The organism is Microbacterium sp. CCH5-D1 (assembly GCF_001557335.1).
In the GTDB taxonomy this organism is placed as follows: domain Bacteria; phylum Actinomycetota; class Actinomycetes; order Actinomycetales; family Microbacteriaceae; genus Microbacterium; species Microbacterium oxydans.
Map to the genome: position 1 here is coordinate 1 of NZ_LSJW01000056.1, position 25,971 is coordinate 25,971.

A 25,971-nucleotide genomic window follows, 5' to 3' on the forward strand; every position below is an offset into this window, starting at 1 on the left:
CTGCTCGTCTGGCTATTCGTGCCGCTGGCCGTGGTCCTGCTCGTGGCCGTCGCCGCCACAGGGGCAGCGCGAGGCGTGAGCCGGGCGGATCTCGGGCGGCAGGCGCTCATCGGCCTGTTCGCGCAGTTCGGGTACTGCGTGTCGGTCTACGCGGCGATCGCCGCGGGGGTCGCGACCGGAACGACCGCGCTGATCGATGCGGTGCAGCCGCTCATCGTCGCGGTCCTCGTCGGGCCGCTGCTCGGGTTGCGTGTGCGCGGTGCGCAGTGGCTCGGGCTCGTGGTCGGAGCCGGCGGTGTCCTGCTGGTGGTGCGGTCGCAGCTCGACGATTCAGAGGCGCATCCCGCCGCTTACGTCTGGCCCGCTCTCGCGATGGCGTGCCTGATCGTCGGCACCTTCCTGCAACGGCGCTCGGCTCCGCGCACCGGAACCCTCCTGACCCTGGCCATCCACGTGACGGTGACGACCGTGGCGCTCGTGCCGATCGCCGCGGTGTCCGGGGCTCTCGTTCCTCCGGCGTCGGTATCGTTCTGGCTGGCAGCAGGGTTCGCGGCCGCCTCTCCGACGCTCGCCGCGTACGGGCTGTACTGGTGGCTGCTCCGCCGGGTGGGCATCACAGCGCTCAACGCGCTGCTGTTCCTCGTCGCACCGACCACCGCGGCAGCGGGGGCGCTCCTCCTCGGCGAGCCGCTCACCGGCGTCACCCTCCTCGGATTCGGACTCTGCGCGGCGGGTGTCGCGGCCGTGCTGGTGAGCGAGACGCGAGGCGGGAGGGATGTGAGCGAGCCGGAGCCCGATGCTACGCTGGCGGCGGCAGCTGCGAGGAGTGACGACCCTCGGCCTCTCGGGGCGAGCGGCTCCCGCGCGTCCGGCGTATCGACGAGAGGCCGATGAGCGATCGGCGAAGGTGTGGTGGCACCGCGATCTAGCCCCCGCCCGCACCTCCAGGGCTTTCGCCACCTGGAGGAATCATGTCGCCATCCGACCCCGCCCGCACGCTCGCCACGGAACTCTCCACCATGCCCGATGGTGCCCGGATCACGCTCCTGGGTCACGTTCATCGGCGCAGGGAACTCGCCACCGTGTCGTTCCTGATCCTGCGCGACCGCACGGGGCTCGCGCAGATCGTGTTCCGACCCGAACAGCTGCCGGTGGATGGTCTGCCCGGTGAGGAGACGGTCGTGCGCATCGAAGGCACGGCCACCGCGAACGCCCATGCCCCCGGCGGGATCGAGGTGACGGCGCCGGAGATCACCCTGCTCTCCGAACCTGCGCGCACGCCGGCCGTCGAGCTCTGGCGTCCCACGCTCGACGCGGCGCTGCCGACCGTGCTCGACCATGCCGCCGTCACCTGGCGCCACCCTGCGCAGCGGGCGAAGTGGGAGCTGGCTGCGGCGAGCCTGCGCGGATTCCGTCGCACGCTCGACGCCGAGGGATTCACCGAGATCCAGACGCCGAAGCTCGTCGACTCCGTGACGGAGTCGGGGGCGAACGTGTTCCCGGTCGACTACTTCGGCTCGACCGCGTACCTCGCGCAGAGCCCGCAGTTCTTCAAGCAGCAACTCGTCGGCGTCTTCGAGCGCGTCTACGAGACAGGCCCGGTGTTCCGTGCGGAGCCGCACGACACGGTGAGGCACCTCGCCGAGTACGTGTCGCTCGACGCCGAGCTCGGCTTCATCGACGACCACCGCGACGTGCTCGCGCTGCTGCATCGGGTGCTGGCGGGCATGATCGACGGCATCCGCACCGAGAGCGGCGACGCCGTCGAGCGCCTCGACATCGCGCTCCCCGCGATCCCGGACGAGATCCCGGTGATCCACTTCCAGGACGCGCTTCGACGGGTCGGCGCCCCGGAAGACGAGCCCGACCTCGCGCCGGCGCACGAGCGCGCGCTGGGGGAGTGGGCGCGGGAGCGGTACGGCAGCGACGTGCTCGCCGTCGAGGGGTACCCGATGCGCAAACGCCCGTTCTACACGCACCCCCAGAGCGACGACCCGCGCTGGAGCAACAGCTTCGACCTGATCTTCCGTGGGCTCGAACTCGTCACCGGCGGACAGCGACTGCACCGGCACTCCGACTACGTCGCCGCCATCGAGGCGCGCGGTGAGTCGCCCGATGCCTACGCCTCCTACCTCTCCGCGTTCGCGCACGGCATGCCCCCGCACGGCGGCTTCGCGATCGGGCTGGAGCGCTGGGTGTCGCGGCTCATCGAGGCGTCGAACATCCGGGAGGTGACGCTGTTCCCGCGCGACCTGCACCGGCTCACGCCCTGAGCGGTCACCGGGGGCTCGCTCCGTGAACTCGTGGTCGCGGTGCGCGATAGCATCATGTTCCATGACGATCAACCGCTCTGCATGGTGGTGGCTGCGATAGCAGCCGGTTGACGTATGTTCATGGGCTGCGCGGCAGTTCGTGAACAGCACCCGTGAACTCCGTGCGGCTCCCGATTCAGGGAGAGACAGATGGATTCGTTCACCGCGACCGCATACCGTTCGACGGAGGTCGCCGACGCCGTGGCCCGGCATCCGGAGAGGTTCCGCGTGCTCACGGGGGAGCGCCCCACCGGGGCGCTGCACCTCGGGCACTACTTCGGCACGATCCGGGAGCGGGTACGGCTGCAGGATGCCGGGGTCGAGACGTTCCTCGTGCTCGCCGACTACCAGGTCATCACCGATCGGGATACGACGGCGCACGTGCGCGACAACGTGCACGGCGCCGTGCTCGACTACCTCGCCGCGGGGATCGATCCAGAGCGGACGACGATCTTCACGCACTCGTCGATCCCTGCGCTGAACCAGCTGCTGTTGCCGTTCCTCAGCCTCGTCACCGAAGCCGAACTGCACCGGAACCCCACGGTCAAGTCCGAGCTCGAGGCGTCGGGGCGCGCCCTGAGCGGGTTGCTGTTGACCTACCCGGTGCATCAGGCCGCCGACATCCTCTTCTGCAAGGGGAACCTGGTGCCGGTGGGGAAGGACAACCTGCCGCACGTGGAGATGACGCGGGTGATCGCCCGGAGGTTCAACGAACGCTACGGGGCGATCTTCCCCGTTCCGGATGCGCTGATCACCGCGACCCCAGAGGTTCCAGGGCTGGACGGTCGGAAGATGTCGAAGAGCTACGGCAACGCGATCGCCCTGTCGATGACCGCGGATGAGACGGTCGCCGTGATCCGACGCACGCGGACGGATCAGGATCGGCGGATCACCTTCGACCCGGAGCACCGACCCGGCGTCTCGGCGCTGCTGTCGACGGCCGCTCTGTGCCTGGGCGCCGTGCCCGAGGAGCTGGCCGCTGCCATCGGCGACGGTGGCAGCGGCGAGCTGAAGGCGCTGACCGCCACGGCGGTGAACGACTTCCTGGCGCCTCTGCGGGCCCGACGGCGAGAACTCGCGGCGGACGGGGACCTCGTGCGCTCCGTTCTGCAGCGCGGCAACGAGCACGCACGTGCGATCGCGGACGTCACCCTCGACGAGGTGCGTGCGGCGATGGGGACCGTGTACTGACGCGGCGCCGGCAGCGGAGCGCAAGTCCGCTAAGGGCGGCGGGCCTCGATGAGGTGACGGGTCGAGTGCGCGACGAACGGTCCACCCTCCTGGATGAGGTCGTGCAGATCGCGGAGCCGGTCGAGATTGTCGTCGACGGTGAAGCCCGGCACCCACCAGATCACCTTGCGCAGCAGATAGACGACGGCGGCGACGTCATGGATCTCGATGCGCAGGCGAGCGGTGCGCACATCGACGACCTGGAGACCGGCGGCCTCTGCGGCGGAGACCTCGTCGTCGGGATGACGACCCCGCCGCGCGTCGGGCTGCGGCCCCAGGAAGAACTCGATCAGCTCGAACGCGCTCGCCGGACCCACGTGCTGGGCGAAGTACGTGCCGCCGTGTGTGCGTCGATTCTCCCAGCCTCGCCCTCTGCGGGTGAGATGACGGGCTTCCTCTTCCCTTCGTCGCGGCGCTCCTGTCTACTGGTCGCGAATCGACCGGTGGGTGGGAAGGAAGATCGGCATGTATCGAAGCAACGGCAACTACGAGGCGTTCGCGCGGCCACGCAAGCCCGAGGGTGCTGACGACAAGACCGTATGGCTGGTCGGGGGAGGGCTCGCCGCGATGGCTGCGGCGATCTTCATGATCCGCGACGGCCGGATCGCCGGGGAGCGGATCACGATCCTCGAGGAACTCGGTCTTCCCGGTGGAGCGCTCGACGGCATCAAGTATCCGGAGAAAGGCTTCGTGATCCGTGGCGGGCGCGAGCTCGAGGACCACATGGAGTGCCTCTGGGACCTTTTCCGCTCGGTACCGTCTCTCGAGATCGAGGACGCCAGCGTGCTCGACGAGTTCTACTGGCTGAACAAGGACGATCCGAACTTCTCGCTCTGCCGGGTGACCGAGAAGCAGGGGCAGGATGCCCACACGAACAAGCTGTTCACGCTGTCGGAGAAGGCGCAGAAGGACATCATCGATGTGATTCTCGCCACGCGCGAGCAGATGGAGGGCAAGCGCATCGACGAGGTGTTCGGCGAGGACTTCCTCGCGAGCAACTTCTGGCTGTACTGGCGCACGATGTTCGCGTTCGAGGAGTGGCACTCCGCGCTGGAGATGAAGCTGTATCTGCACCGGTTCATGCATCACATCGGCGGGCTGCCGGATCTGTCCGCGCTCAAGTTCACCAAGTACAACCAGTACGAGTCGCTGGTGCTGCCGATGCAGAAGTTCCTCGACGGTCACGGTGTGAAGTTCCGCTTCCACCACACGGTCACCGACGTGCGCTTCGACATCACGGACGACCGCAAGCAGGCCACGCGCATCGACTGGATCGCCGACGGAGAGGCGGGCGGGGTCGACCTCGGCCCCGACGACCTGTGTCTGATGACGATCGGCTCGCTCACCGAGAATTCCGACAACGGCGACCAGCACACGCCCGCGAAGCTCAAGGACGGTCCTGCTCCGGCGTGGGACTTCTGGAAGAAGGTCGCCGCGAAGTCGCCCGACTTCGGGCACCCCGAGGTGTTCTGCAACGACATCCCCAAGACCAAGTGGGAGTCGGCGACCGTCACCACGATCGACGAGCGCATCCCCGCCTACATCGAGCGGATCGCCCAGCGGGACCCGTTCTCCGGCAAGGTCGTCACGGGCGGCATCGTCACGGCGAAGGACTCCTCCTGGCTGCTGAGCTGGACGGTCAACCGGCAGCCGCATTTCAAGTCGCAGAAGCCGAACGAGATCGTGGTGTGGGTGTACGCGCTGTTCGTCGAGACGCCGGGCGACTTCGTCAAGAAGCCGATGCAGGACTGCACGGGAGAGGAGATCGCGCAGGAATGGCTGTATCACCTGGGGGTTCCTGTCGAAGACATCCCGGAACTGGCGGCGTCGGGGGCGAAGACGGTTCCGGTGATGATGCCGTATGTCACCTCGTTCTTCCTGCCGCGCAAGGCCGGAGATCGCCCGCAGGTCGTGCCGGAGGGCAGCGTGAACTTCGCGTTCCTCGGGCAGTTCGCCGAGACGACGCGTGACACGATCTTCACCACCGAGTACTCGGTGCGCACAGCGATGGAGGCGACCTACGAACTGCTCGACATCGAGCGCGGGGTGCCGGAGGTGTTCAACTCGACGTACGACATCCGCTATCTGCTGAAGGCGACCGCACGGCTGCGCGATGGCGAAGCGGTGCACATCCCCGGTCCGAACTTCGTCAAGGGCAAGCTGCTCGACCGACTCGACAACACGCAGATGGGAGAGCTCCTGACCGACTTCGGTCTGATCCCGGAGCACGGCGGCACGACGAGGCGCGAGCGAGCGGATGACGCCGTCGAGTGAGGCGCGGGGGTGGTTCAGCTGCCTGCGACGTCCACGCCCGCCTGGACGAGTCGAGCGCGCAGGTCGTCGACTCCGTCGTAGTGATGGGTGTGCATCGAGAGGTGCTGCGCTCCCACGAGCTTCGACGCCGAATCGTCGGTGAAGAAGACCTCGGCCGCCTTCACGTCGAGCGCGTCGAGCACGTGACGGAACGCCCGGGTGTCGGGCTTCGCGTATCCGATCTCGGCGGAGTTGAAGACCGCGTCGAACCGGGAGGCGATGCCGTGGGCCGCGATCTCGGCCGGGATCGTGTCCGTGCCGTTGGTGAGTACGGCGGTGCGGATTCCTGTCTCCCGGACGTCGTCGATCAGCTCCAGGACGCCGTCGTCGATCATCGCGGGCTGCGCGCTCCACTCTTCGGCAGCAGCCGTCCCGACCCGCGCGCCGATACGGCGCACCCACTCGGCTCGGGTGATCCGCCCTGTCGTGACCTCGTCGATCAGCGGGCGGGCGAAGGCGATGCGCTCGATGTCTCCGGGGGCGAGATCGTAGCGGCGCTCGATCGTCGCCGTGTTCCTGGCGTCGAAGTGCCGGATCACGCCATCGAGGTCGAACAGGACGACACGGATCATCCGACCATCCTCGCTCAATCGCCGCGCTCGGCCGTCCACAGAGGAGACTGTGTCTGGAAACCGCCGGTCCAGGGGGAGGAGAACGATGGTGTCCGTGTTCCCGCGCTCCGTCTCGGTGGTCATCCCCGTGCGCGACGACGCCCGGCTGCTCGAGGTGTGTCTCGCCGCTCTCGCGCGGCAGACCCGGCACGCCGACGAGATCGTCATCGTCGACAACGGCAGCAGCGATGACACGGTCGACGTGGCCGAGAGGTTCGGCGCGCGGGTGGTGAGCGAGCCGATCCCGGGGATACCCCGAGCATCGGCGGCCGGTTATGACGCAGCCACGGGCGACATCATCGCGAGGCTCGACGCCGACTCCCGCCCCCACCCTGACTGGGTGGAGCGTATCGAGCGGACTTTCCGTGAGCGCCCGGACGTCGACTTCCTCACCGGCGACCCGCGCTTCTACGGATCGACGCCGCTCGTGCACTGGATGGGGGAGCACCTCTACATCGGCGGCATGTACGCGACCATGGCGCCCGTCCTCGGGCATGCGCCGCTCTACGGGTCGAACATGGCGATGCGCGCCGCGGTCTGGCGCACGCTGAGCGCCGAGGTGCACCGCGAGGAGACCAACATCCACGATGATTTCGATCTGTCGTTCCACGTGCGGCCGGAGATGACGGTGCTGCGTGACCGTGACCTCGTCGTCGAGGTGTCGGCCCGACCGTTCCAGGATTGGGCGTCGCTCCGGCGGCGGTTGAGCTACGTCGTACCCACCGTGCGCCTGCATCTGTCGCCGGAGTCGTTGCGCCTTCGACGGCAGGCGCGTCGCGAGGTCGACCGATCGGGTGGATCGTCCGTCGGCCGGTGAAGCGGGCGGTGACGCGTGCGGCGAGTCAGTCGCGCGCGCGGGAGTACAGATCGAGCAGGTCGGCGGTGAGCTGATGCGGTGTCGTCTCGCTCGGGCTGTGCCCCGTCGCATACGCGCGGAACTCCGCGTCGATGTCGTGCGCGTACCGTTCATGCGCGGCCAGGGGCCACAGGTCGTGCGAGCCCGCGACGACGAGCTTGGGCACGGGCAGCGCCCGCACGCGGTCGCGCAGGTCGGGCGCGACCATCATGAGTCCCACGATCTCGTCGACACTGCGACGGCTCGTCAGGGCGAACCGTGAGCGCACGAACTCGAGTCGCCGCGGCGGGACGCGGTTCTTGTTCGTCACGATCCCCCAGATCATGAGTCCAGCGCCGCGCCGAGGACTCGCGATGGGCGCCAGCGGCCCCAGCCACTTCATGCTCGCGAACACGTTGCCGGAACCGGGGGGAGTGGTGAGCAGGGTGAGGGATCGGACGAGGTCAGGACGGCGGACGGCGACGACCTGGGCGATCGTGCCGGCGAAGGAGTACCCCAGCAGGTGCGCGCGAGTCCCTGCCTCGAGGAAGGCGATCAGATCGCCCGTGAACAGCTCATAGGTGTACCTCGCATTCGCACCGGCGGCGTGCGACTCGTACTGCCCCGCCAGGTCGAACGACTGCACGAAGTACCCCGCCTCCGCCAGCAGGGGGAGCATCAGGGCGAAGTCCTCCTTCGATCCTGTCGCTCCCGGCACCAGCACCACGCGCGGATTCGCGGGGTCGCCGAGGGAGATCACCGACAAGTCTCCGCTCGGTGCGGAGAACGTCGACCGCTGCGAGCCCGCAGGTGGCACCGTCCAATCGACGTCGCCGATGGCCGCGTCGAGGTCTGCAGGGGCACCGAGCGCCCGGCCACTCCTCGAATCCGTCGACACGCTCACAAGGTACTCCCCGGCGTGTTCGCGGGGGAGGTGCGCTCGCCGCAGCGTCGCATACGTCTTTAGTTGCACTTTGGCAACTAAAGGCGTATGGTTGACCTCGATCAACTTTCTACGCAGGAGCGTTACCCCGTGACACAGACCCCCATCCCCGCTTCCGAGACACGCTCGGCTCGCGAGGTCTTCACCGCGATCTCCGGCCTCGTCGTCGGCATGTTCGTCGCCGTGCTCTCCGGCACGGTCGTGTCGACCTCGATGCCCGTCATCATCGCCGACCTCGGCGGCACCCAGTCCCAGTACACCTGGGTCATCACCGCGAGCCTTCTCGCCACCGCCGTCTCGACCCCGATCTGGGGCAAGCTGGCCGACCTCGTGGACCGCAAGGTGCTCGTCCAGATCTCCCTCATCCTCTTCACGGTCGGAACCGTGATCGCCGGCTTCTCGACCGACACGAACATGCTCATCGCCGTTCGCGTCATCCAGGGCATCGGCGTGGGCGGCCTCATGTCGCTCGTGATGATCGCCGTCGCGCTCATCATCTCCCCGCGCGAGCGCGGCAAGTACATGGGCGTCGTCGGCGGCATCATGGCCCTCGGCACGATCGGCGGCCCGCTGCTCGGCGGACTCCTCACCGACGTGTGGGGCTGGCGCTCCAACTTCTTCGTCGGCGTGCCGTTCGCGATCCTCGCCCTCGTGCTGCTGCAGTTCACGCTGCACCTGCCGAAGCCGCAGCGTGACACCAAGGTGTCGATCGACTACTTCGGCATCGTGCTGCTCGCCGTCGGCGTCTCGACCCTGCTCATCTGGGTCTCCATGGGCGGCAACCAGTTCGACTGGGACTCCTCGACGAGCATCATGCTCATCGTCACCGCGGCGGTCGCGATCGCGGCGTTCATCACGGTCGAGTTCTTCGTCAAGGAACCGATCGTGCCGATGTCGCTGTTCCGCAACCGCACCTTCACCCTGTCGGTCATCGCCTCGATCGCGATCGGCGTCTCGATGTTCGCCACCTCGGTGTTCCTCGCGCAGTACTTCCAGCTCGCCCGCGGTGCCACGCCCACCGAGTCCGGCCTCATGACCATCCCGATGATCATCGGCCAGATGGGTGCGTCGATCATCATCGGACAGCTCGTCAGCCGTTTCGGCAAGTGGAAGGGCTGGATGCTCACGGGCTCGGTCCTCGCCACCATCGGCGTCAGCCTGATGGCCACCCTGCGCTACGACACGCCGTTCCCGCTCGTCGCCGTCTACATGTTCGTGCTCGGTGCCGGACTCGGCATGGTCATGCAGAACCTCACGCTGATCGTGCAGAACGACACTGCGCCGCAGCAGCTGGGCGCTGCGTCGTCGAACGTGAACTTCTTCCGCACGATCGCCGGCACGATCGGCGTCACCGTGATGGGGTCGCTGCTGTCCACGAGCGTCGCGAACTACATCACCGATGCGCTCGACGGTTTCGTGCCGACGACACCTGCCGAGATCGAGGCGCTCAAGCACCTCGCCTCCGGAGACGTGCCGAAGGTAGGCCAGCTGCCCGACACCATCCGCGCGATGGTCGAGGGTGCCTACGGGCACGGCATCGCGGATGCGTTCATCATCGCGATTCCGCTCGCCGTGATCGCCATCATCGCGATCGCGTTCATCAAGAACAAGCCGCTGTCGACGAAGAACGCCGCGGAGCAGATGCTCGAGCAGGCCGAGGAATCGGTGATCGAGGTCTCCGAGGCCGAGGTCGGCGCGTCACTCGCCACCGGATCCATCCGGATCGACGGCGCGGAGTCGGCGTCCCCCACCACCGGGTCGGTACGGGTGCTCGAGCGCGAAGATCGGGACCAGGAGCGCTGAGATGCTCGCCCCCGGAGCGGTGGAGTCGGCGGACGTCGACAGTGCGCTCGGTGACCTCCAGGCGCATCTGAACCTCATCTTCGCGAGGACCCGGTCGCTGTGGAGGGAGTCCGCGGCCCGGGTCCACCCGGAGTTGCAGGTGGCCGGCTACAAGCTGCTCACCTTCATCGACCGGGCGGGAACCGCGAATGCGCACGAGATCGCGGAGCGGTTCGAGATGGACAAGTCGGTCATCAGCCGGCAGATGCGGATGCTGGAGGAGCTCGGGCTGCTCGAGTCCCGCCCTGATGAGCGGGATGGGCGCCTCCGGGTGCTGAGCGCGACCCCCGTGGCATGCACCGCGCTGGCCGAGGTCCGCCGCGAGTACGGCACCCGCCTTCAGGCCGTGATCGACGAGTTGACTCCCGAGGAGATCCGGGCGGCGTCCAAGGCCTTCCGGTTGCTCGCCGAAGTCTGAGGCGAAGTCTGAGCCGAGGCCCCGCTGTCACGATCGATAGCGGGGCTTCGCCGTACACTGGCGAGCATGAGCGCCTCTCCCGACGCCCCTGCCGATCGCCCTGCATCCGCCTCGACGACGGATCGGCTCGGCGACGAAGATCTCGATCAGGCCGTCACCAGGGTCGAGCAGGAGCTGGGCCGTCTGTTCGCGCGGATCCGCATCGGCTGGCGCGAGGCGGCGGCGACCGTCCACCCCGATCTGCAGCCCCTGGGATATCAGGTCCTCACCTCCATCGCGACGGGCAAGGCGACCTCGGCTGGTGCGATCATCGAGCGCCTGCAGACCGACAAGTCCGCGGTGAGTCGTCAGGTGCGCCAGCTCGAACAGCTGGGACTCGTCGAGAGCGTGCCGGACCCGGACGACCGCAGGGCTCGCGTCCTCGTCGCGACCGATCTCGCCCAGGAGCGCGTGGCCCTCGCCCGCTCGCAGTATGAAGGACGCATCGGAGAGCGGCTGCGCAACTGGACCGCGGCCGACCTCGACCACTTCGCCGACCTGCTCGCCGGGCTCGGGGGCGGAGAGGCGCCTGTCGCGAGGTGAGGCGGCGGCGAGGTGAGACGGCCGGCGAGGTGAGATGCCGGAGGGAATACAGCGCTCCGCCCGTGCCTTGTCTCCCACTGTGACTCTCTACGAACCCGCCGTCTTCGGCGCCCTGCAGCTGTCCAACCGCGTCGTGATGGCGCCCCTCACGCGCACCCGCGCAGACGACGAGGGTGTGCCGACCGAGACCATGGCGGAGTACTACCGCCAGCGTGCGGGGCAGGGTCTGATCATCTCCGAAGGCACCTGGCCGGCTGCGGAGGGCAAGTCGTACCCTGGTCAGCCCGGCATCGTCACCCCGGCGCAGATCGACGGATGGAAGCAGATCGCCGACGCCGTGCACGACGAGGGCGGAACCATCGTCATGCAGCTCATGCACGGGGGACGCGTGGGGCACCCCGCGATCTCGGGCGAGGCGCGCGTCGTGGCCCCGAGCGCGCTCGCCGCCCCCGGACAGACGCGCACGCCGCAGGGCAAGGCCGATCTCCCGGTCGCGCATGCGCTCACCCTCGAGGAGATCCCCGTCGTCGTCGAGCAGTTCGCCCAGGCGGCGCGCAACGCGATCGCCGCGGGCTTCGACGGCGTCGAGGTGCACGGTGCGAACGGGTACCTCGTGCACGAGTTCCTGTCTCCGGTGTCGAACACGCGTGACGACGGCTACGGCGGATCACCCGCGAACCGGGCACGCTTCGCGATCGAGGTCACGGAGGCCGTCGCTGCGGCGATCGGAGCCGATCGCACCGGCATCCGCCTTTCGCCGCAGCACAACATCCAGGGTGTGCTGGAAGAGGACGCCGCAGACGTCCACGCGACCTACACCGCGGTCGCCGAAGGGCTCGCACCTCTCGGTCTCGCGTTCGTCGACGTGCTCCACGTAGACCCCGCCGGCGAGCTCGTGCAGCACATCCGCCGCACGGCCGGTGCGCCGCTGATCGTCAACACCGGCTTCGGGATCGACACGACCAGGGATGCCGCCGAGAGCCTCGTGGACGACGGGTGGGCGGATGCCGTCGCCGCCGGCCGTCCCGTGATCGCCAACCCCGACCTGGTGGAGCGCTGGACCCAGGGGGCCGAGCTCAACCCTCCGCGCCCCGAGCTGTTCTACGGTCGCACGGCCGAGGGGTACACCGACTACCCGTCGCTGGAGTCGGTCCGCGCCGGAGTCTGACGCGGCGCGCTCGCCTCAGAGCACGATGTCCTTCGCCGTGTCGAGGGGCAGCCATCCCGTCTCACGGGCGCCCGGTCGCGCGAACACGTCGGCCTCGGTCAGTGCGCCGAGGTCGACGCCGGTGAGGGCGGCGATGTCGATGATCGGCACCTGGAACGTGCGGAAGCCGCCGAGCGGCGGGACGGCTTTCTGCTCCTCGCGGGTGTCGACCAGGTCGGACTGATCGAGGACGAAGCCGGCTGCGGCGAGCCCATCCGGTCCTCGCCAGGCCGCCACCTTCCAGAACCGGAGCGGCACTCGGATGCCGCGGTAGGGAGGGTCGCTGTCCTCGAGCACCGGCGCGGTGAACACCGACACCCGCTGGTCGGTGCTCTCCGCATAGGCGAGCACGTGATCCTCCAGGCCGAGCCAGAGCTCCTTGGACTGGTTGAACCCGGCCGCCTGCGGAGCCGCGTTCGGGTAGAAGAAGGTCGCTTCGCTGGCCGCGCGGGCGGTGGCAGGCGGTCCCCAGCCCGGATCGCGTCGGCGCACGAGGTGTCCGCGGTCGAGATCGTTGCGGGCGTACACCTCGGGCCCGGTCTGCTCGTCGGGCCGCAGGCGTTCGTCCAGCCGCCAGTCGCCGGTGCGGGGGAGGCTCTGCAACGTGGCGCCGTCGATGTTCACGGCCGTGACCGCTGCCAGGCGCCGCTCAGGGTCGAGCAGCACCGTGAACCGGGGGTAAGGGAGTGTGCGCACGTCGTGCGCAGGGCGCGGGAGGGGGAGGGGCGTCCCGAGGAACTCCGCGTCGTAGCCGTCGCTCATGGTCCCATCGTGCACCGGGCCTCCGACGCGCACCCGTTCGATCTCGAAAACTACGGGTCGAGTTTTGACATAGGTCAAACGATCCCCTACGGTCGAAGCATGGCTCAGGCACCCGATCGTGAAGAAGTCTCGGAGGCGATCGTGGGCTCGACCGCTGCGGAGATCTCCGAGAGCGTGCGCGACCTCGTCGAGCGCGGGGCCTATGCTCCGGGCGATCAGCTGCCGCCCGTGCGTTCCCTCGCGGCCCGCCTCGGCGTGAACCGGAACACGGTGCTGGCCGCCTATCGATCGCTGGTCACCGCGCGCATCGCCGCCACGGGCGGTCGCACCGGGACCACAGTGCTCGGGCCGGCGGAGAATCATGACGAGGGGTTCACCCCGGGCTCGGTGCTGCGCGACATCGGCAGCGGCAACCCCGATGCCGCGCGTCTTCCCGACCTCGCGGCCGCGTTCGCCACGGTCACTCCGGGGCACGTGCTCTACGGCGAATCGGTGATAGACCCCGACCTGGCAGAATGGGCGACCGACTGGATCGCCGCCGATCACCCGCGTCCGTTCCGGCTGTCGATCACCGCAGGAGCGGTGGACGCCGTCGAGCGTCTCCTCGCGCAGACGCTCGTGCAGGGCGACCGGGTCGGCCTCGAGGATCCGTGCTTCCTCTCCAGCATCCACACGGCGCGGCTCGCCGGATATGTGCCGGTCGCCATCCCGGTCGATCGCGAGGGCATGACCGTCGCGGGCCTGAGGGCGGCGCTCGAGAGCGGTGCGCGCGCGATCGTCTGCACCCCTCGCGCGCACAACCCCACGGGCGTCGGCACCAGCGCGGCCAGGGCTCTCGCGCTGCGCGAAGTCCTCGCCGACCATCCTCATGTCCTGGTCATCGAAGACGACCACTTCTCGCTGCTCGACCCCACGCCCTACGCCAGCATCATCGCGCCGACGCAGCAGCGGTGGGCGCTGGTGCGTTCGGTGTCGAAGTTCCTGGGGCCGGACATGCGCCTGGCGGTCACGGCATCCGATCCGGTGACCGCGCGACGTCTCGCGTTGCGGCTCAGCCCCGGAACGATGTGGGTGAGTCATGTGATGCAGCGGCTTGCGGCAGCGATGCTGCGCGATGACGAGGTGCAGCGGTCGATCGTCGCAGCGGGCGAGCACTATGCCGGACGGAACGACGCCTTCGTGTCGAAGCTCGATGCGCGCGGAGTCCAGGCGCAGGCGGACAGTGGCCTCAACGTGTGGGTCGATGTCCGCGACGATGCGACCAAGGTCGGTCGACGTCTCGCGTCGCGCGGGTGGCTCGTGCGGCCCGGCTCCGAGTTCGCCCTGGACACCGAGAGCGCGCAGGGCTCCACGCATCTCCGTCTGACCGTGCACGCCCTCGATGATGCCGAGGCTCAGCGACTCGTGGACGATCTCGTGGCTGTGGCCGGCGGGTCGCACTCGTCCGGAGCGGACGCATAATGGCCGGCCGGCCTCGGGGCGCCGAATCGCGCATCGGCCGCTCTTCGCGCCTGGAAGGTGTGCTGTACGACCTGCGTGGCCCGGTCGCCGACCGGGCGGCCGAGCTGGAGAAGCGCGGGGAGTCCATCCTCCGTCTCAACATCGGCAACCCGGCACCGTTCGGGTTCGATGCTCCTCCGGCCATCGTCGAGGCGCTCCGCTCAGCCCTGCCCCATGCGCACGGCTACTCCGAGTCCGCGGGGCTTCCGGAGACGCGCGAGGCGATCAGCGCGCACTATGCCCTCCGCCCGGGCTTCCCCGCGCTTGCCATCGATGACATCACCGTCGGCAACGGTGTCTCGGAACTCGTGGGCCTCACGCTGCAGGCGTTGCTCGAGCCCGGCGACGAGGTGCTGATCCCGAGTCCCGACTACCCGCTGTGGACGGCATCGACGGTGCTGGCCGGTGGGCGGGCGGTGCACTACCCGTGCATCGAAGCCGAGGGGTGGGCGCCGGACCTCGCGGCGATGGAGGCATCGATCGGTCCTCGGACTGCGGCCATCGTCGTGATCAACCCGAACAACCCGACCGGCGCGGTGTACGGGCGACAGGTTCTCGAGCAGATCGCCGAGCTCGCGCGGCGGCATGGCCTGCTGCTGCTCTCCGACGAGATCTACGACCGCGTCGTCTACCCGGGGTTCGAGCACGTCTCGACTGCACAGGTCGCTCCTGACGTGCCCTGCGTCACCTTCGCGGGACTCTCGAAGACGCACCGGGTCGCGGGCTATCGCGCCGCGTGGATGACCGCGACCGGATTCCACTCCGACGATCCCTTCCTCTCCGGGGTGCGTCTGCTCGCCTCGATGCGCATGTGCGCCTCCGTTCCGGCGCAGCACGCGATCACCGCGGCGCTGACCCATGATGCCTCGCTCGACGAGCTGGTCGCGCAGGACGGACGGCTCACGCGGCAGCGGGATGCCGCACTCGACGCACTCGGCGGGATTGCCGGGTTGGACGTGCAGGTGGCGGGCGGGGGACTGTACCTGTTCCCCCGCCTCGACCCGGAGGTGCACGGCATCGTCGACGACGAGCGGCTGGTGCTGGACTTCCTCGACGCCGAGCGGATCCTCCTCGTGCATGGGCGGGCCTTCAATCTGCAGACTCCCGATCACCTCCGCATCGCCTTCCTCCCGGAGGCCGATGTGCTCACCGATGCACTCCGACGTCTCGGTGCCTTCCTGGACGGGTACTCACCGCCTCAGCGCTGAGCTCGTCCGACCCGGTGGAGTGACCGAGTGGCCAGGTCGCGGTCCGCAAGACCGTGCACGCAGGTTCGATTCCTGCCTCCACCTCTCAACGGCCCGGCGCCGGAACGCACACCCTCAGGCGGCCAGCGTCAGCCACGTCCTCGGCGAGTGTCCGATGCGCTGGGCGAAGACCCGAGAAAAGGCGGAGGAGCTCGCGTAGCCGAGCTGCGCCGCGACCGCGCTCACCGACATGCCGCCACGCAGCTGCTCCTGTGCGATCGTGAGCCGCCACTCGGTGAGGTAGTCGCCGGGCGAGCGTCCGAGCACCTCCTTGAATCGCGCGGCGAACGCGCTGCGCGACATGTTCGCCGTGCGGGCGAGGGACTCCAGGCTCCACGCTTCCCCCGGTTCCTCGTGCATGGCGACGAGCGCGGGGGCGAGCCGCTCGTCGGCGAGGCCGGGGATGAGCCCCGGTGCGAGGTCGAGCTGCTCTGCGTGATCGAGCATCCATCGAAGCAGCTGGATGAGCACGACCTCGAACATGCGGTCCGCCACCAGCGGGCGTCCGCACCGCACGTTGTCGACCTCAGAGAACATCAGGTCGAGTGCGGGGCCGAGAGTCTCGACCTCATCGAGGGGCAGCACGATCGACGATGGCAGTGTGCGGACCAGCGGGTGGGTCGCGCCGCCGTCGAAATCGAGAGTCGCGCAGGCGAAGTCGGACTCCTCGGTCGGCGCGTTCAGGAACGAGTGGTCGACCGGCCGCGGGAAGAACAGCAGGCTCGGCCGTGAGATGAGCGCGCGCTCGCTGCTGCCGTCGGCCCGACGATGCGTCACCTCCATCTCGCCTCGTCGCAGCACGTGCAGGAAACCGTGTCCACCGCTCGCCGGGAACACCGTCGTGCCGCACAGCGGCCCGTTGTGGAACAGCCGCGTGCGCACGCGGAACCGCTCGAGGAGGGGAGAGAGGCGATCGATATCGGACACGCTCCCAGTATCCAGGACGATATGTCATGAAAGCAAGACGTTATGGTGCGCATCGTCCGGTCGTTGTCGAAAGACTGGAGTCGGCTCGGATCCGGGCCGACTCGACAACCGAAGGAGCATCCCGTGCCCAACGTCCCTCTCATCGACCGCGACAACGCCACCGGAAACGTCAAGGAACAGCTCGATCAGATCGCCGGCGCCTTCGGGGCCGTACCCGCGATGTTCCGCGCCGTCGCCAACTCTCCCGCGGCTCTCACCAGCATGTGGGGGGCGTTCGGCGCCTTCGGCGGCGGCTCGCTCGGTCCGGCCATCGGCGAGCAGATCGCCGTGGCCGTCGCCGACCGGAACTCCTGCCAGTACTGCCTCGCCGCGCACACCGCCCTCGGCAAGAAGGCGGGCCTCAGCCGTGAGGCCCTCACCGCCGCGCAGAGCGGCGAGTCCGACGACCCGCGCACCGCGGCGCTGCTCACGTTCGCGCTCAAGCTGGTGGAGGAGCGCGGTCAGGTGTCGTCGGCGGATGTCGACGCGGTGCGCGCGCAGGGGTGGACCGACGAGCAGATCGTCGAGACGATCGCCCAGGTCGCGCTGAACCTGTTCACGAACTACGTGAACATCGCTCTCGACGTCCCGATCGACTTCCCGAGCGTGGCTCTTCGTCGCGCGAGCTGAGCGCTGTCGCAGACGAAGGGGCCGGGTCCGCAGGGACCCGGCCCCTTCGTCGTCGTCGCGGTCAGGCGGTGGGAGCGGGCAGTTCGACGGAATCCAACCATGTCGCGATGGCGGAACGGGCTGCCCTCTCGAGTTCCGGTCCGTAGGCTCTGGCGTCCTCGCGGATGATGCGCGGGTCGATGCCGTTGTGATGCAGCTCGTGCGCGTGGCCGATCAGCCAGCTCCCGATCGCGCGGTGGTCGGCCTCGAGGTGGAACTGCAGGGCGAGCACGGTGCCCGTGCTGAACGCCTGGTTCGGGAACCCGGGGGTGGACGCCAGCCGGCGAGATCCGGCCGGGATCGTGAACGCGTCTCCGTGCCAGTGCAGCACGGGCATGCCGTCGAGTGCGCGCAGCGGTGAATCGAGGCCGTCCTCGGTCAGATCGAGCGGTGCGTAGCCGATCTCGACCTGACCGGTCGCGTGCACCTGCGCCCCCAGCGCGTCGGCGATCAGCTGTGCTCCGAGGCATACCCCCAGCAGCGGCCTGCCGGAGCGGAGCCGATGGGCGACGGCCTCCTTCGAGGCGTGCAGGAGCGGATACCCATCGGCGTCGTGCACGCCGATCGGGCCGCCCAGCACGATCATGAGATCGGCATCGTCCACGCGTTCGATGTCGATGGCCTCGGTGCCGAGGTCGACGTACTCCACGCGAAAGCCGCGTTCGCGCAGGAGCGGCCCGAGGATGCCGAGGTCTTCGAAGTGCACGTGGCGGAACGCGAGCGCCGTGCGCTCGCGCGGCTCGGGAATCGTCATGCGGACAGCCTTTCTGCGACGTACTCGGTCAGCTCGGTGAGACGGTGCGAGTATCCCCACTCGTCGTCGTACCAGGCGGAGATCTTCACCTGCGAGCCGATCACGCGGATCAGACCGGCGTCGAGGATCGAGGAATGCGGATCGATCACGGTGCCGGCGACCGCGATCTCATCGTCGGCGCAGCGCAGGATCCCCTTGAGCGGGCCCTCCGCGGCCGTCTCGTAGGCGGTCCTGACCTCATCGGCGGTGACCGGTCGGGACGCCGTGACCGTGAGATGCGTGATCGAACCGCTGATGGCCGGCACCTGCAGGGTGTAGCTGTCGAGTCGGCCGTCGTCGAGCTCGGGCAGGACGCGACCGATCGCGGACGCGGCTCCTCCACTGCGCGGCGTGATCTTTCCGCCCTTCGCCTCCTTCCCCATCGCGGACCGCGGGTCCGCGTGGGGGGCGTCCTGCACCTGGAGGTCGGATGACTCGGCACGGATGGTCGTCATCAGTCCGGAGTCGATGCCGAACGCCTCGTGGAAGACCTTGGCGACCGGGGCCAGGCAGTTGGTCGTGCAGGACGCGCTGGAGATGACGTGGTGTCGGGCCGGGTCGTAGGTGTGCTCGTTGACGCCGAGCATGATGGTGCCGTCGTCGTCCGGAGTCGGAACCGTCGTGATCACCTTCTTCGCGCCGGCCTTCAGGTGCGTGCGTGCGTCGTCGGCCCCCGCAACGGACGCCGTCGCCTCGATGACGATGTCGACTCCGAGCTCACGCCAGGGCAGCCGCAACGGATCGCGCTCGGAGAGCATGCGGACCGCGTGTCCGTTGAGGAAGAGGTGGTCGTCGTCGTACCGCACGCCGCGCGTCGACGGCCCACTGCTGCCGTCGCTGCGCAGGAGATCCGCGATGGCGCGTGGCCCCCGCGGGTCGTTCACGGCGACGAGGTCGAGCTCCGATCGACGCGCGAGCAGAAGTCGGAGCTGATTGCGGCCGATTCGGCCCAGTCCGTTGATGGCGATTCTCTTAGGCATTGGTGTCCCCTCCGCGGCGCGGTCCCCCCGTGCCGGTGCTAGCTTTGGCCTATGCCAAAATTATCACACGTGCGCAGCGGGGATTCCTGGGAGTTCGGACCGGCCGGACTGCTGTTCGACTGCGATGGCGTCCTCGTGGACTCGGTCCTGGCCGCAGCGCCCGCCTGGGATGCCTGGGCCCGCCGGCATGCTCCCTCCTTCGACTTCCTGCGCGATGCGCCGCACGGCATGCGGCCGAGCGAGGTCGTGGCCGGCCTGGTGGGGCGGGAGGCCGCGGAAGAGGCCACGGCGGAACTGGTCGCGCTGGAGGTCGAGGCGGCCGCGCACACCCGGGAGGTCGGAGGAGCGTCGCGGCTGGTGGGTGCGCTTCCGCGCGACCGCTGGGCGGTGGTGACGAGCAGCAACCGCGCCGTGGCTCTGGCGCGGCTGCGCAGCTCCGGTATCGCGCTTCCACCGGCGTTGGTCGCGGCGGAAGACGTTCCCCGGGGGAAGCCGGAACCCGACCCCTATCTTCTCGGCGCCTACCTGCTGGCGCGCCGCGCTGACGACTGCATCGTGTTCGAGGACTCCGTGCCGGGGATCCGCTCGGCGCGCGCGGCGGGTGCCGGGTTCGTCGTCGGGGTCGGAGCGGCGTCGTCGGGAGGCGACCCCGACCTGGTCGTGCCCGACCTCCACCGTGTGCGCTGGCGGGAGGGCGCACTCGTCATCGACGCGACGGGTGCACCCGGCTGAGTCGTCAGGCGAGTGTCGCCAGTGCTCGGTCGATCACGTCCACCGCGACCTCGATCTGATCGTCGGTGGTCGTGAGAGTCGGCAGGAATCGGATGACGTTCGCGTCGCTGCCGGCCGTCAGCAGCAGGATGCCGTGCTGGGCCGCGTAGGCCGCGATCGCGGAGGCGGCTCCCGCGGCGGGGTGCGAGGTGGCGGGATCGGTGAGTTCGAAGGCGTACATGGCGCCGATCCCGCGCACATCTCCGATCAAGGGGTGGCGCGAGGCGAGCGTGGTGAGGTGCTGCTGGAGGCTGCCTCCGATGCGCAGGGCTTCCGCGAAGAAGGGGCCGTGCTCGAGCTCATCGAACACGGCCAGGGCCGCGGCGATGGAGACGGGGTTGCCGCCGAAGGTTCCGCCCAGGCCGCCGGGGTCGGGGGCGTCCATGATGTCGGCGCGTCCGGTGACGCCCGCGAGCGGGAGTCCTGCTGCGATGCCCTTGGCCGTGAGGACGAGGTCGGGGACGACGTCGAAGTGCTCGCTCGCGAACCACGTCCCCGTGCGTCCGAGCCCGGTCTGGATCTCGTCCGCGATGAACACCACACCGTTGCGCGTGCACCAGTCCTGCAGTGCGGGCAGATAGCCGTCGGCGGGGACCACGAACCCGCCCTCGCCCTGGATCGGCTCTGCGATGACGGCGGCCAGGTCGGAGGTGCCGATGCGCTGCTCGAGGTGGGCGATCGTGCGCTCCGCCGCCTGCTCCCCGGAGAGGCCGTCCCGGTACGGGTAGGAGTTGGGTACGCGGTGGATGTCGGACGAGAAGGGGCCGAATCCGGTGCCGTATGCGGCCTTGTGGTTCATGGCGAGAGTGAGGTTGGTGCGTCCGTGGAAGGCATGGTCGAGGGCGGCGACCGCGCGCCTGCCGGTGTGCCTGCGAGCGATCTTGACCGCGTTCTCGACGGCCTCCGCGCCCGAGTTCACGAACACCGAGCGCTTCTCGTGATCGCCGGGGGTCTTCTCGGAGAGGCGCTCGGCCAGCCTGACGTACCCCTCGTAGGGCGTGACGGTGAAGAGCGTGTGCGTCACCTGCTCGAGCTGCGCGGCGGCGGCCGCGACGGCGGCGGGATTCCCGTGTCCGATCGTGGTGACGCCGATGCCGCTGCCGAGGTCGAGGAGGCGATTGCCGTCCACGTCGGTGACCCAGGGGCCGTCCGCGTGCGCGATGTACACCGGCAGCACGCTGCCGACTCCCCGGGCGACGGTCTGCCTGCGTCGCTCGTGGAGGGCTCGACTGCGCGGTCCCGGCACATCGGTCAGCAGCAACGGGGCGGAGGAGTGATCGGGAAGCACGCGGGGCGCGGACATGGGGGCTCCTTCGGTGAGCAGTGGTGAGCGGCGGACATCGCCGACGAAACGGCCTAAGACTATGTTAGTGTTTGACCTATGTCAAAGTTGGATGCACCGATCGGCGCCGACGAGCGCTACCCCACGGCGGTCACCGTCGACGACTTCCGGCATAACCTCGCGAGCGTCGAATCGCGCATAGCCGAGGCAGCGCGGCGGGCGGGGCGCGATCCGCGTGAGGTGACCCTGCTCCCGGTGAGCAAGACGGTCCCGACCGAGCGCGTCCGCGTCGCGATCCGCTCGGGCATGCGGCTGCTGGGCGAGAACAAGGTGCAGGAGGCGGTGCGCAAGAACGGGGAGACCGCCGACCTCGATGTGTCGTGGTCGATCATCGGGCACCTGCAGACCAACAAGGCCAGAGATGTGGCCGCGTTCGCCACCGAGTTCCAGGCTCTCGATCGGTTGCGGGTGGCCGAGGCGCTCGACCGACGTCTGCAGGCCGCCGGCCGCAGCCTCGACGTCTTCGTGCAGGTGAACACCTCGGCCGAGGATTCCAAGTTCGGGATGCCACCGGAGGAGCTTCCCGCGTTCCTGGAGGCACTGCCCTCCTATGGGACGCTCCGCGTGCGGGGACTGATGACCCTCGCCATCCTCACCCCGGACGACGCCAGGGTGCGCGAGTGCTTCTCGCTGCTGCGCACGCTGCGGGACCAGGCCAGAGAAGACGCGCCCGACCTCATCGGGGCGGGCGAGCTGTCGATGGGGATGTCCGGGGACTACGAGATCGCCGTCGAGGAGGGCGCCACGTGCGTGCGCGTCGGACAGGCGATCTTCGGTGCCCGCGCGCTGCCCGACAGTCACTACTGGCCGGAAGGCTGACGACACGTGCTGCGGACCGTTCGCGCCTACCTCGAACTGACCAAACCCCGCATCCTGGAACTCCTCCTCGTCACCACGATCCCCGTCATGGTGTTCGCCGCCGACGGACGGCCCGACATCGCTCTCCTGGGCGCGGTGCTCGTGGGCGGGGCACTGAGTGCCGGTTCCGCCGGGGCGTTCAACATGTACTTCGAGCGCGAGAGCGATGCGGTCATGGAGCGCACGGCCCGGCGCCCCCTGGTCACGGGCGTCGTGTCCGCGCGCGCCGGTCTGATCTTCGCGACCGTGCTCGGAATCTCCTCCGTGGGGTGGATGCTCACCTTCGTCGGCCCCCTGCCCGCCGCGTTGTCCACCGCCGGCCTCGTGCTGTACGTGGTCTTCTACACCCTGCTGCTGAAGCGTCGCACCGAGCAGAACATCGTCTGGGGCGGGGTCGCTGGGTGCATGCCCGTGCTCGTCGGCTGGACCGCGGTGCGCGGCGCTCTCGAATGGCCGGCGGTGATCCTGTTCCTGGTGGTGTCCTTCTGGACGCCTGCGCACTACTGGCCGCTCTCGATCCGTTACCGAGACGACTACCGCCGGGCCGGCGTCCCCATGCTCGGTGCCACGCGCCCGCCGTCGTTCGTCGCCATCAGGGTGATCGGCTTCGCGGTGGTGACGGTCGTGTGCTCGCTCATCCTGCCCTTCGTCGCGGAGGTGAGCCCGCTGTACTGGACGGTGGCTCTGGGGGCGGGCGCGGGGTTCGTGGTGTCCGCGTCGCTGATGCGGTCACGGGCTCGGCGGGGTGGCGAGCTGCGCCCGATGCTCGTCTTCCGCGCGTCGATCGTCTACCTCGCCGCACTGTTCCTCGCGGTGGGCGTCGATCCTCTGCTGACGCCCTGAGTGCGCGGCCCCTTCAGTCCTCGGTGCGGAAGCCTGCGGGCTTGTGTGTGCCGTCGCAGAAGGGCTTGAGGGCCGACAGTCCGCAGCGGCACAGCGCGACGGTGCGGCGGTGGGAGGGGATCGGCGTGCCGTCGGCGGCGTGCAGCTCGACGGCACCGCGGACGAGCAGCGGACCGTCCGGGTACGGAGTGATCGTCGCCGGTTCGTGGTCCGCGCTCATGATGACGCCCTCGTGCGCAGCGACGAGGAATCCGCCGACCAGGCCTCCAGGATGTGTGCGCCTCCCCATCCGTCCACCGTCAAGCAGGCGGCTGCACCGAACATGATGTCTGGCAGCAGCTCCGGGTGGTCCTCGGCGAGGCTGCCTGCGAGGTCTCGGGCGGCGATCTGCTCATGCACGGCGTCGGCCTCGACGTGCTCGTCGAAGTACGCCGTGACGTCGGTGGGGAAGTCCAGGCGGCGCAGACCGTCGGCATACAGGCGGCAGGGGATGGACGAGGTCATCTCGTAGGCGGCCAGATGACCGACGATCGATCCGACGAGCCGACGGTTGAGTCCGAACATCGACATCATGTTGAGCGACGCGAGGGTGACGGCGGGGAGATCGTCGACGTACGCGCCATAGGTGTCATCCAGGCCGGCTGCGCGCATGGCGCGCGCGAAGAGGGCGGCGTGCACGCGGTGCGGTCGGCCGCCGCCGTACTCGTCGGACTGGATCTCGACCAGAGCCGCCTTGGCCCGTCCGTCGAGTCGGGGAATCGCCCAGGAGTGCGGGTCCGCCTCGCGGAGCGTGTACGCCGAGCGCTGGATGAGCATCTCCCGCGCCTGGGACTTCGTGGCCTTCTTCACGAAGTAACGAGAGAGGCTCGGGCCGGTGTCCGCTTCGGCGAGTGCGAAGAGCGCCCGCCCGACGGCGTCCACGGTCGGCTCCGGCAGCTCCGGCATCGGGATTCTCGCGCGCAGTTCCCGCTCGAACGCCGACTCGAGCGTGCGGCGGGTCGCGAGGAGCGCCGGGTCCCACTCGAGCTCGGGATCGAGTGCCGATAGTGATCCGTAGGCGGATGCGTAGAGCACGAAGAGGGCGAGCTGGATGTCGTCGTCACGGGAGACGTCAGCGCAGGCCGCTGCGGCTTCTTCGGCGAGAGCGGCGTGGTCGGCGTGACGATCGACTCCGGTGAGATGCGAGATGACGGCGCGGCTCACCGGGCCGCGGTCGTGGAAGGGGAGTCTCGGTGCGGATGCCGGTGCGGGTGACGGTACGGTCGCCGTGGCGGAAGAGGTCATGTGTCGTGCTCCTGATCGATGCGGACCCTCGTATCCTGCGGGCTCGGATGAGATCGGGCCAGGGACTTGACGAGCGCACATCGACCGGGCAAGCGGGGCAGGCATGGAAGCCCGCGCGGACGCACGGAGCCGGTTACCGGCAGGACTCGAATGCGTAGCCGTCGTCGTCGGGGGTGACGAGGTCGCGGTCCCGCAGCACCATCGATGCCGGCGAGGCGTCGTCCGCGCACATCTCGGCGAAGGGCCGCGGAAGCTCATCGGTGTACTCGATGTCGATCACGCGCTCGCCGTAGACATCGGTGTACGCCGCGCACTCCTCGTACGCCGCGCACTCCTCGGTCACCGCGAAGTCGAAGCCGGCGTGCTCCTGCAGCGCGGGGGCATCCTCGGCGGCGTTCTTCTGTCCCGCTGCCAGCCCCACATCGTGCGCCGCCTCGACGAGGAGTGCGGCCAGCGCGAGGTTGTCATCGAGCGAGAGGGCTCCCTTCGACCGCGAGTACGAGTCGAGGTTGTCGAACTCGACGGCATCGAACCCGTCATCCGCGCAGTGCTCGATCCAGGGGATCACGGTGTCGGCGATCTGCTCCCGGCGCTGCGCGGTCGACGTGTCGAGCAGCGCCTCGTCGGGCCAGTCCGGGTCGAAGACGACATGTCCGTCGCGCTGCAGCAGCAGATCATCGGGCCAGGTGTCGAGTTCTCCCGGTTGTGTCTGGAATCCGTTGACGTAGCAGACCGAGTACACACCGGCCGCGGGCTCCGCGGTGCGGTCGCGCCCGACCACGCCGACGCCGGAGGGCGGATCGTAGGCCCCGCCGAGCTGATAGTCCGGCGTGGCGCCGGAGGGAGGAAGGGCGACGGAGGACGGCGGGTCCGCGGGCGCCGCGCACCCGCCGAGAGCGAGGAGGAGGGCGACGCCGGCCGCTGGCCAGGCACTCCGGAGCAGCCGATTCAGCGTGCCGCTCCGTACAGCTCCGCGATCTCCTTCGACCCCATGCCCTGCGCATAGGTCGGATGCTGGGGCCATCCCTCCGGAACGTCCTGCCATTGCTCCTGTCGACCGTAGGGGAGCAGATCGACAAGACCCTGCAGGTAGCTCAGCCGCTCCGTGCCGCGGCCGTCGGTGTGCCAGGTGCGGTACACGGTGTCGCCGTCGCGCAGGAACACGTTCACGCCGAACCCCGCGTTCGGCGGGGCGTCCACATCGGCCCCGAACGTGCTGTCGGCGCTCGAGTACCACTGCATGCGGTTGCCCACGCGTTCGCGGTAGGCCAGGGCTTCCTCGATCGGACCGTTCGTCACGATCACGAAGCGCGCGTCGTAGTAGCGTTCGAGCACGTCGAGCCGCGTGAACTGCGAGGTGAAGCCGGTGCAGCCGGGACACTGCCATTCGCTGCCGTCCGACCACATGTGGTTGTAGACGATCAGCTGGGATCGTCCGTCGAAGATGTCGGCCAGGCGTACCGGACCCTCGGCGCCGACCAGCGTGTAGTCGGGCAGCTCGACCATGGGCAGGCGTCGTCGTTGCGCGGCGATCGCGTCGAGCTCCCTGGTCGCGGCCTTCTCGCGCACGCGCAACTCGTCGAGCTCACGGCGCCAGGTCTCGGCGTCGACGACAGGGGGAAGGGGCTGTGCTGTGCTCACGGTGACCTCCGGATGCTGAGCG

The 25,971-nt window shown here is 69.1% G+C and carries 26 protein-coding genes, 1 tRNA gene and 1 pseudogene; 16 read left to right on the forward strand and 12 right to left on the reverse strand.

Annotated elements, in window-relative coordinates:
* The 3 genes from AX744_RS03495 to trpS all read left to right on the forward strand — a co-directional run.
* Positions 1-894: DMT family transporter (locus AX744_RS03495; protein ID WP_231728729.1), on the forward strand; the 894-nt coding region annotated here is incomplete at its 5' end.
* Positions 895-971: 77 nt separating this feature from the next.
* Entirely contained in the window at positions 972-2,273 is a 1,302-nt protein-coding gene (gene aspS / locus AX744_RS03500) for an aspartate--tRNA(Asn) ligase (protein ID WP_061015410.1), read from the forward strand.
* A 189-nt stretch (positions 2,274-2,462) separates the two neighbouring features.
* Complete coding sequence (gene trpS, locus AX744_RS03505; protein ID WP_061015411.1) at positions 2,463-3,503, forward strand: tryptophan--tRNA ligase; 1,041 nt, start codon at positions 2,463-2,465, stop codon at positions 3,501-3,503.
* Between the two features lie 29 nt (positions 3,504-3,532).
* Here the strand turns inward: trpS and AX744_RS03510 are convergent.
* Positions 3,533-3,883: pseudogene (locus AX744_RS03510) on the reverse strand (SAM-dependent methyltransferase); the annotation flags it as partial.
* A 124-nt stretch (positions 3,884-4,007) separates the two neighbouring features.
* On the opposite strand from AX744_RS03510, the gene AX744_RS03515 reads away from it, so the two are divergent.
* Positions 4,008-5,816, forward strand: coding sequence for an oleate hydratase (locus AX744_RS03515; RefSeq protein ID WP_061015412.1), 1,809 nt, complete (start codon positions 4,008-4,010; stop codon positions 5,814-5,816).
* 14 nt (positions 5,817-5,830) lie between these two features.
* Here the strand turns inward: AX744_RS03515 and AX744_RS03520 are convergent, their stop codons facing one another.
* Positions 5,831-6,427 carry an HAD family hydrolase gene (locus tag AX744_RS03520; protein WP_061015413.1) on the reverse strand — a complete coding sequence of 199 codons (597 nt, stop codon included), beginning with the start codon at positions 6,425-6,427 and terminating at the stop codon, positions 5,831-5,833.
* A gap of 85 nt (positions 6,428-6,512) precedes the next feature.
* Here AX744_RS03520 and AX744_RS03525 point away from each other — a divergent pair, with 85 nt between their 5' ends.
* Positions 6,513-7,283, forward strand: coding sequence for a glycosyltransferase family 2 protein (locus AX744_RS03525; RefSeq protein ID WP_061015414.1), 771 nt, complete (start codon positions 6,513-6,515; stop codon positions 7,281-7,283).
* 25 nt (positions 7,284-7,308) lie between these two features.
* Here the strand turns inward: AX744_RS03525 and AX744_RS03530 are convergent, their stop codons facing one another.
* Positions 7,309-8,199, reverse strand: a complete 891-nt coding sequence (locus tag AX744_RS03530) for an alpha/beta fold hydrolase (protein ID WP_231728730.1) — start codon at positions 8,197-8,199, stop codon at positions 7,309-7,311.
* 93 nt (positions 8,200-8,292) lie between these two features.
* Between AX744_RS03530 and AX744_RS03535 the strand changes: the two genes are divergently transcribed.
* The 4 genes from AX744_RS03535 to AX744_RS03550 all read left to right on the forward strand — a co-directional run bounded on the left by AX744_RS03535 (position 8,293) and on the right by AX744_RS03550 (position 12,254).
* Positions 8,293-10,047: an MDR family MFS transporter gene (locus AX744_RS03535; RefSeq protein WP_218867287.1), complete on the forward strand. Its 1,755-nt coding sequence runs from the start codon at positions 8,293-8,295 to the stop codon at positions 10,045-10,047.
* Between the two features lies 1 nt (position 10,048).
* Positions 10,049-10,504, forward strand: a complete 456-nt coding sequence (locus AX744_RS03540; RefSeq protein ID WP_061015415.1) for a MarR family winged helix-turn-helix transcriptional regulator — start codon at positions 10,049-10,051, stop codon at positions 10,502-10,504.
* A gap of 66 nt (positions 10,505-10,570) precedes the next feature.
* Entirely contained in the window at positions 10,571-11,086 is a 516-nt protein-coding gene (locus AX744_RS03545) for a MarR family winged helix-turn-helix transcriptional regulator (protein WP_058630691.1), read from the forward strand.
* A 79-nt stretch (positions 11,087-11,165) separates the two neighbouring features.
* Positions 11,166-12,254 (forward strand): alkene reductase, encoded by a 1,089-nt coding sequence (locus AX744_RS03550; protein WP_061015416.1) that lies wholly within the window; start codon positions 11,166-11,168, stop codon positions 12,252-12,254.
* Positions 12,255-12,269: 15 nt separating this feature from the next.
* Here AX744_RS03550 and AX744_RS03555 read toward each other — a convergent pair whose 3' ends face one another.
* Positions 12,270-13,055: a DNA/RNA non-specific endonuclease gene (locus AX744_RS03555; protein ID WP_061015417.1), complete on the reverse strand. Its 786-nt coding sequence runs from the start codon at positions 13,053-13,055 to the stop codon at positions 12,270-12,272.
* Between the two features lie 99 nt (positions 13,056-13,154).
* Between AX744_RS03555 and AX744_RS03560 the strand changes: the two genes are divergently transcribed.
* The 3 genes from AX744_RS03560 (at position 13,155) to AX744_RS03570 (ending at position 15,847) form a co-directional block, all read left to right on the forward strand.
* On the forward strand, positions 13,155-14,516 hold the full coding sequence (locus AX744_RS03560) for an aminotransferase class I/II-fold pyridoxal phosphate-dependent enzyme (protein ID WP_061015418.1): 1,362 nt from the start codon (positions 13,155-13,157) through the stop codon (positions 14,514-14,516).
* A complete protein-coding gene (locus AX744_RS03565) occupies positions 14,516-15,763 on the forward strand; it encodes an aminotransferase class I/II-fold pyridoxal phosphate-dependent enzyme (protein ID WP_061015419.1) in 1,248 nt (415 codons plus the stop codon). The genes AX744_RS03560 and AX744_RS03565 overlap by 1 nt, the downstream gene beginning before the upstream one ends.
* A gap of 13 nt (positions 15,764-15,776) precedes the next feature.
* Positions 15,777-15,847, forward strand: a tRNA-Cys gene (locus AX744_RS03570).
* 30 nt (positions 15,848-15,877) lie between these two features.
* Here AX744_RS03570 and AX744_RS03575 read toward each other — a convergent pair.
* On the reverse strand, positions 15,878-16,729 hold the full coding sequence (locus AX744_RS03575; protein ID WP_046747657.1) for an AraC family transcriptional regulator: 852 nt from the start codon (positions 16,727-16,729) through the stop codon (positions 15,878-15,880).
* A gap of 123 nt (positions 16,730-16,852) precedes the next feature.
* On the opposite strand from AX744_RS03575, the gene AX744_RS03580 reads away from it, so the two are divergent.
* The gene (locus AX744_RS03580) at positions 16,853-17,398 is read left to right on the forward strand and encodes a carboxymuconolactone decarboxylase family protein (RefSeq protein WP_061015420.1); all 546 of its coding nucleotides are present in this window, start codon (positions 16,853-16,855) and stop codon (positions 17,396-17,398) included.
* A gap of 61 nt (positions 17,399-17,459) precedes the next feature.
* On the opposite strand, the gene AX744_RS03585 is transcribed toward AX744_RS03580, so the two are convergent.
* Positions 17,460-18,191 (reverse strand): glutamine amidotransferase, encoded by a 732-nt coding sequence (locus tag AX744_RS03585; RefSeq protein ID WP_058630687.1) that lies wholly within the window; start codon positions 18,189-18,191, stop codon positions 17,460-17,462.
* Positions 18,188-19,210, reverse strand: coding sequence for a type I glyceraldehyde-3-phosphate dehydrogenase (locus tag AX744_RS03590; RefSeq protein WP_061015421.1), 1,023 nt, complete (start codon positions 19,208-19,210; stop codon positions 18,188-18,190). Before AX744_RS03590 ends, AX744_RS03585 begins: the two co-directional genes overlap by 4 nt.
* Before the next feature lie 51 nt (positions 19,211-19,261).
* On the opposite strand from AX744_RS03590, the gene AX744_RS03595 reads away from it, so the two are divergent.
* Positions 19,262-19,942, forward strand: a complete 681-nt coding sequence (locus tag AX744_RS03595; RefSeq protein WP_061015422.1) for an HAD-IA family hydrolase — start codon at positions 19,262-19,264, stop codon at positions 19,940-19,942.
* 4 nt (positions 19,943-19,946) lie between these two features.
* Here the strand turns inward: AX744_RS03595 and gabT are convergent, their stop codons facing one another.
* Positions 19,947-21,284, reverse strand: coding sequence for a 4-aminobutyrate--2-oxoglutarate transaminase (gene gabT, locus AX744_RS03600; RefSeq protein WP_061015423.1), 1,338 nt, complete (start codon positions 21,282-21,284; stop codon positions 19,947-19,949).
* A gap of 78 nt (positions 21,285-21,362) precedes the next feature.
* Here gabT and AX744_RS03605 point away from each other — a divergent pair, with 78 nt between their 5' ends.
* Entirely contained in the window at positions 21,363-22,142 is a 780-nt protein-coding gene (locus tag AX744_RS03605) for a YggS family pyridoxal phosphate-dependent enzyme (RefSeq protein ID WP_058630683.1), read from the forward strand.
* A 6-nt stretch (positions 22,143-22,148) separates the two neighbouring features.
* Positions 22,149-23,024, forward strand: a complete 876-nt coding sequence (locus tag AX744_RS03610; protein ID WP_061015424.1) for a heme o synthase — start codon at positions 22,149-22,151, stop codon at positions 23,022-23,024.
* Positions 23,025-23,037: 13 nt separating this feature from the next.
* Here the strand turns inward: AX744_RS03610 and AX744_RS03615 are convergent, their stop codons facing one another.
* The 4 genes from AX744_RS03615 to AX744_RS03630 all read right to left on the reverse strand — a co-directional run bounded on the left by AX744_RS03615 (position 23,038) and on the right by AX744_RS03630 (position 25,949).
* Entirely contained in the window at positions 23,038-23,244 is a 207-nt protein-coding gene (locus tag AX744_RS03615; protein ID WP_061015425.1) for a CDGSH iron-sulfur domain-containing protein, read from the reverse strand.
* Positions 23,241-24,308: an iron-containing redox enzyme family protein gene (locus AX744_RS03620; RefSeq protein ID WP_061015426.1), complete on the reverse strand. Its 1,068-nt coding sequence runs from the start codon at positions 24,306-24,308 to the stop codon at positions 23,241-23,243. The genes AX744_RS03615 and AX744_RS03620 overlap by 4 nt, the downstream gene beginning before the upstream one ends.
* Before the next feature lie 133 nt (positions 24,309-24,441).
* On the reverse strand, positions 24,442-25,332 hold the full coding sequence (locus AX744_RS03625) for an endo alpha-1,4 polygalactosaminidase (protein ID WP_082738390.1): 891 nt from the start codon (positions 25,330-25,332) through the stop codon (positions 24,442-24,444).
* On the reverse strand, positions 25,257-25,949 hold the full coding sequence (locus AX744_RS03630) for a DUF899 domain-containing protein (protein ID WP_061015427.1): 693 nt from the start codon (positions 25,947-25,949) through the stop codon (positions 25,257-25,259). The genes AX744_RS03625 and AX744_RS03630 overlap by 76 nt, the downstream gene beginning before the upstream one ends.
* Positions 25,950-25,971: the final 22 nt, after the last annotated feature.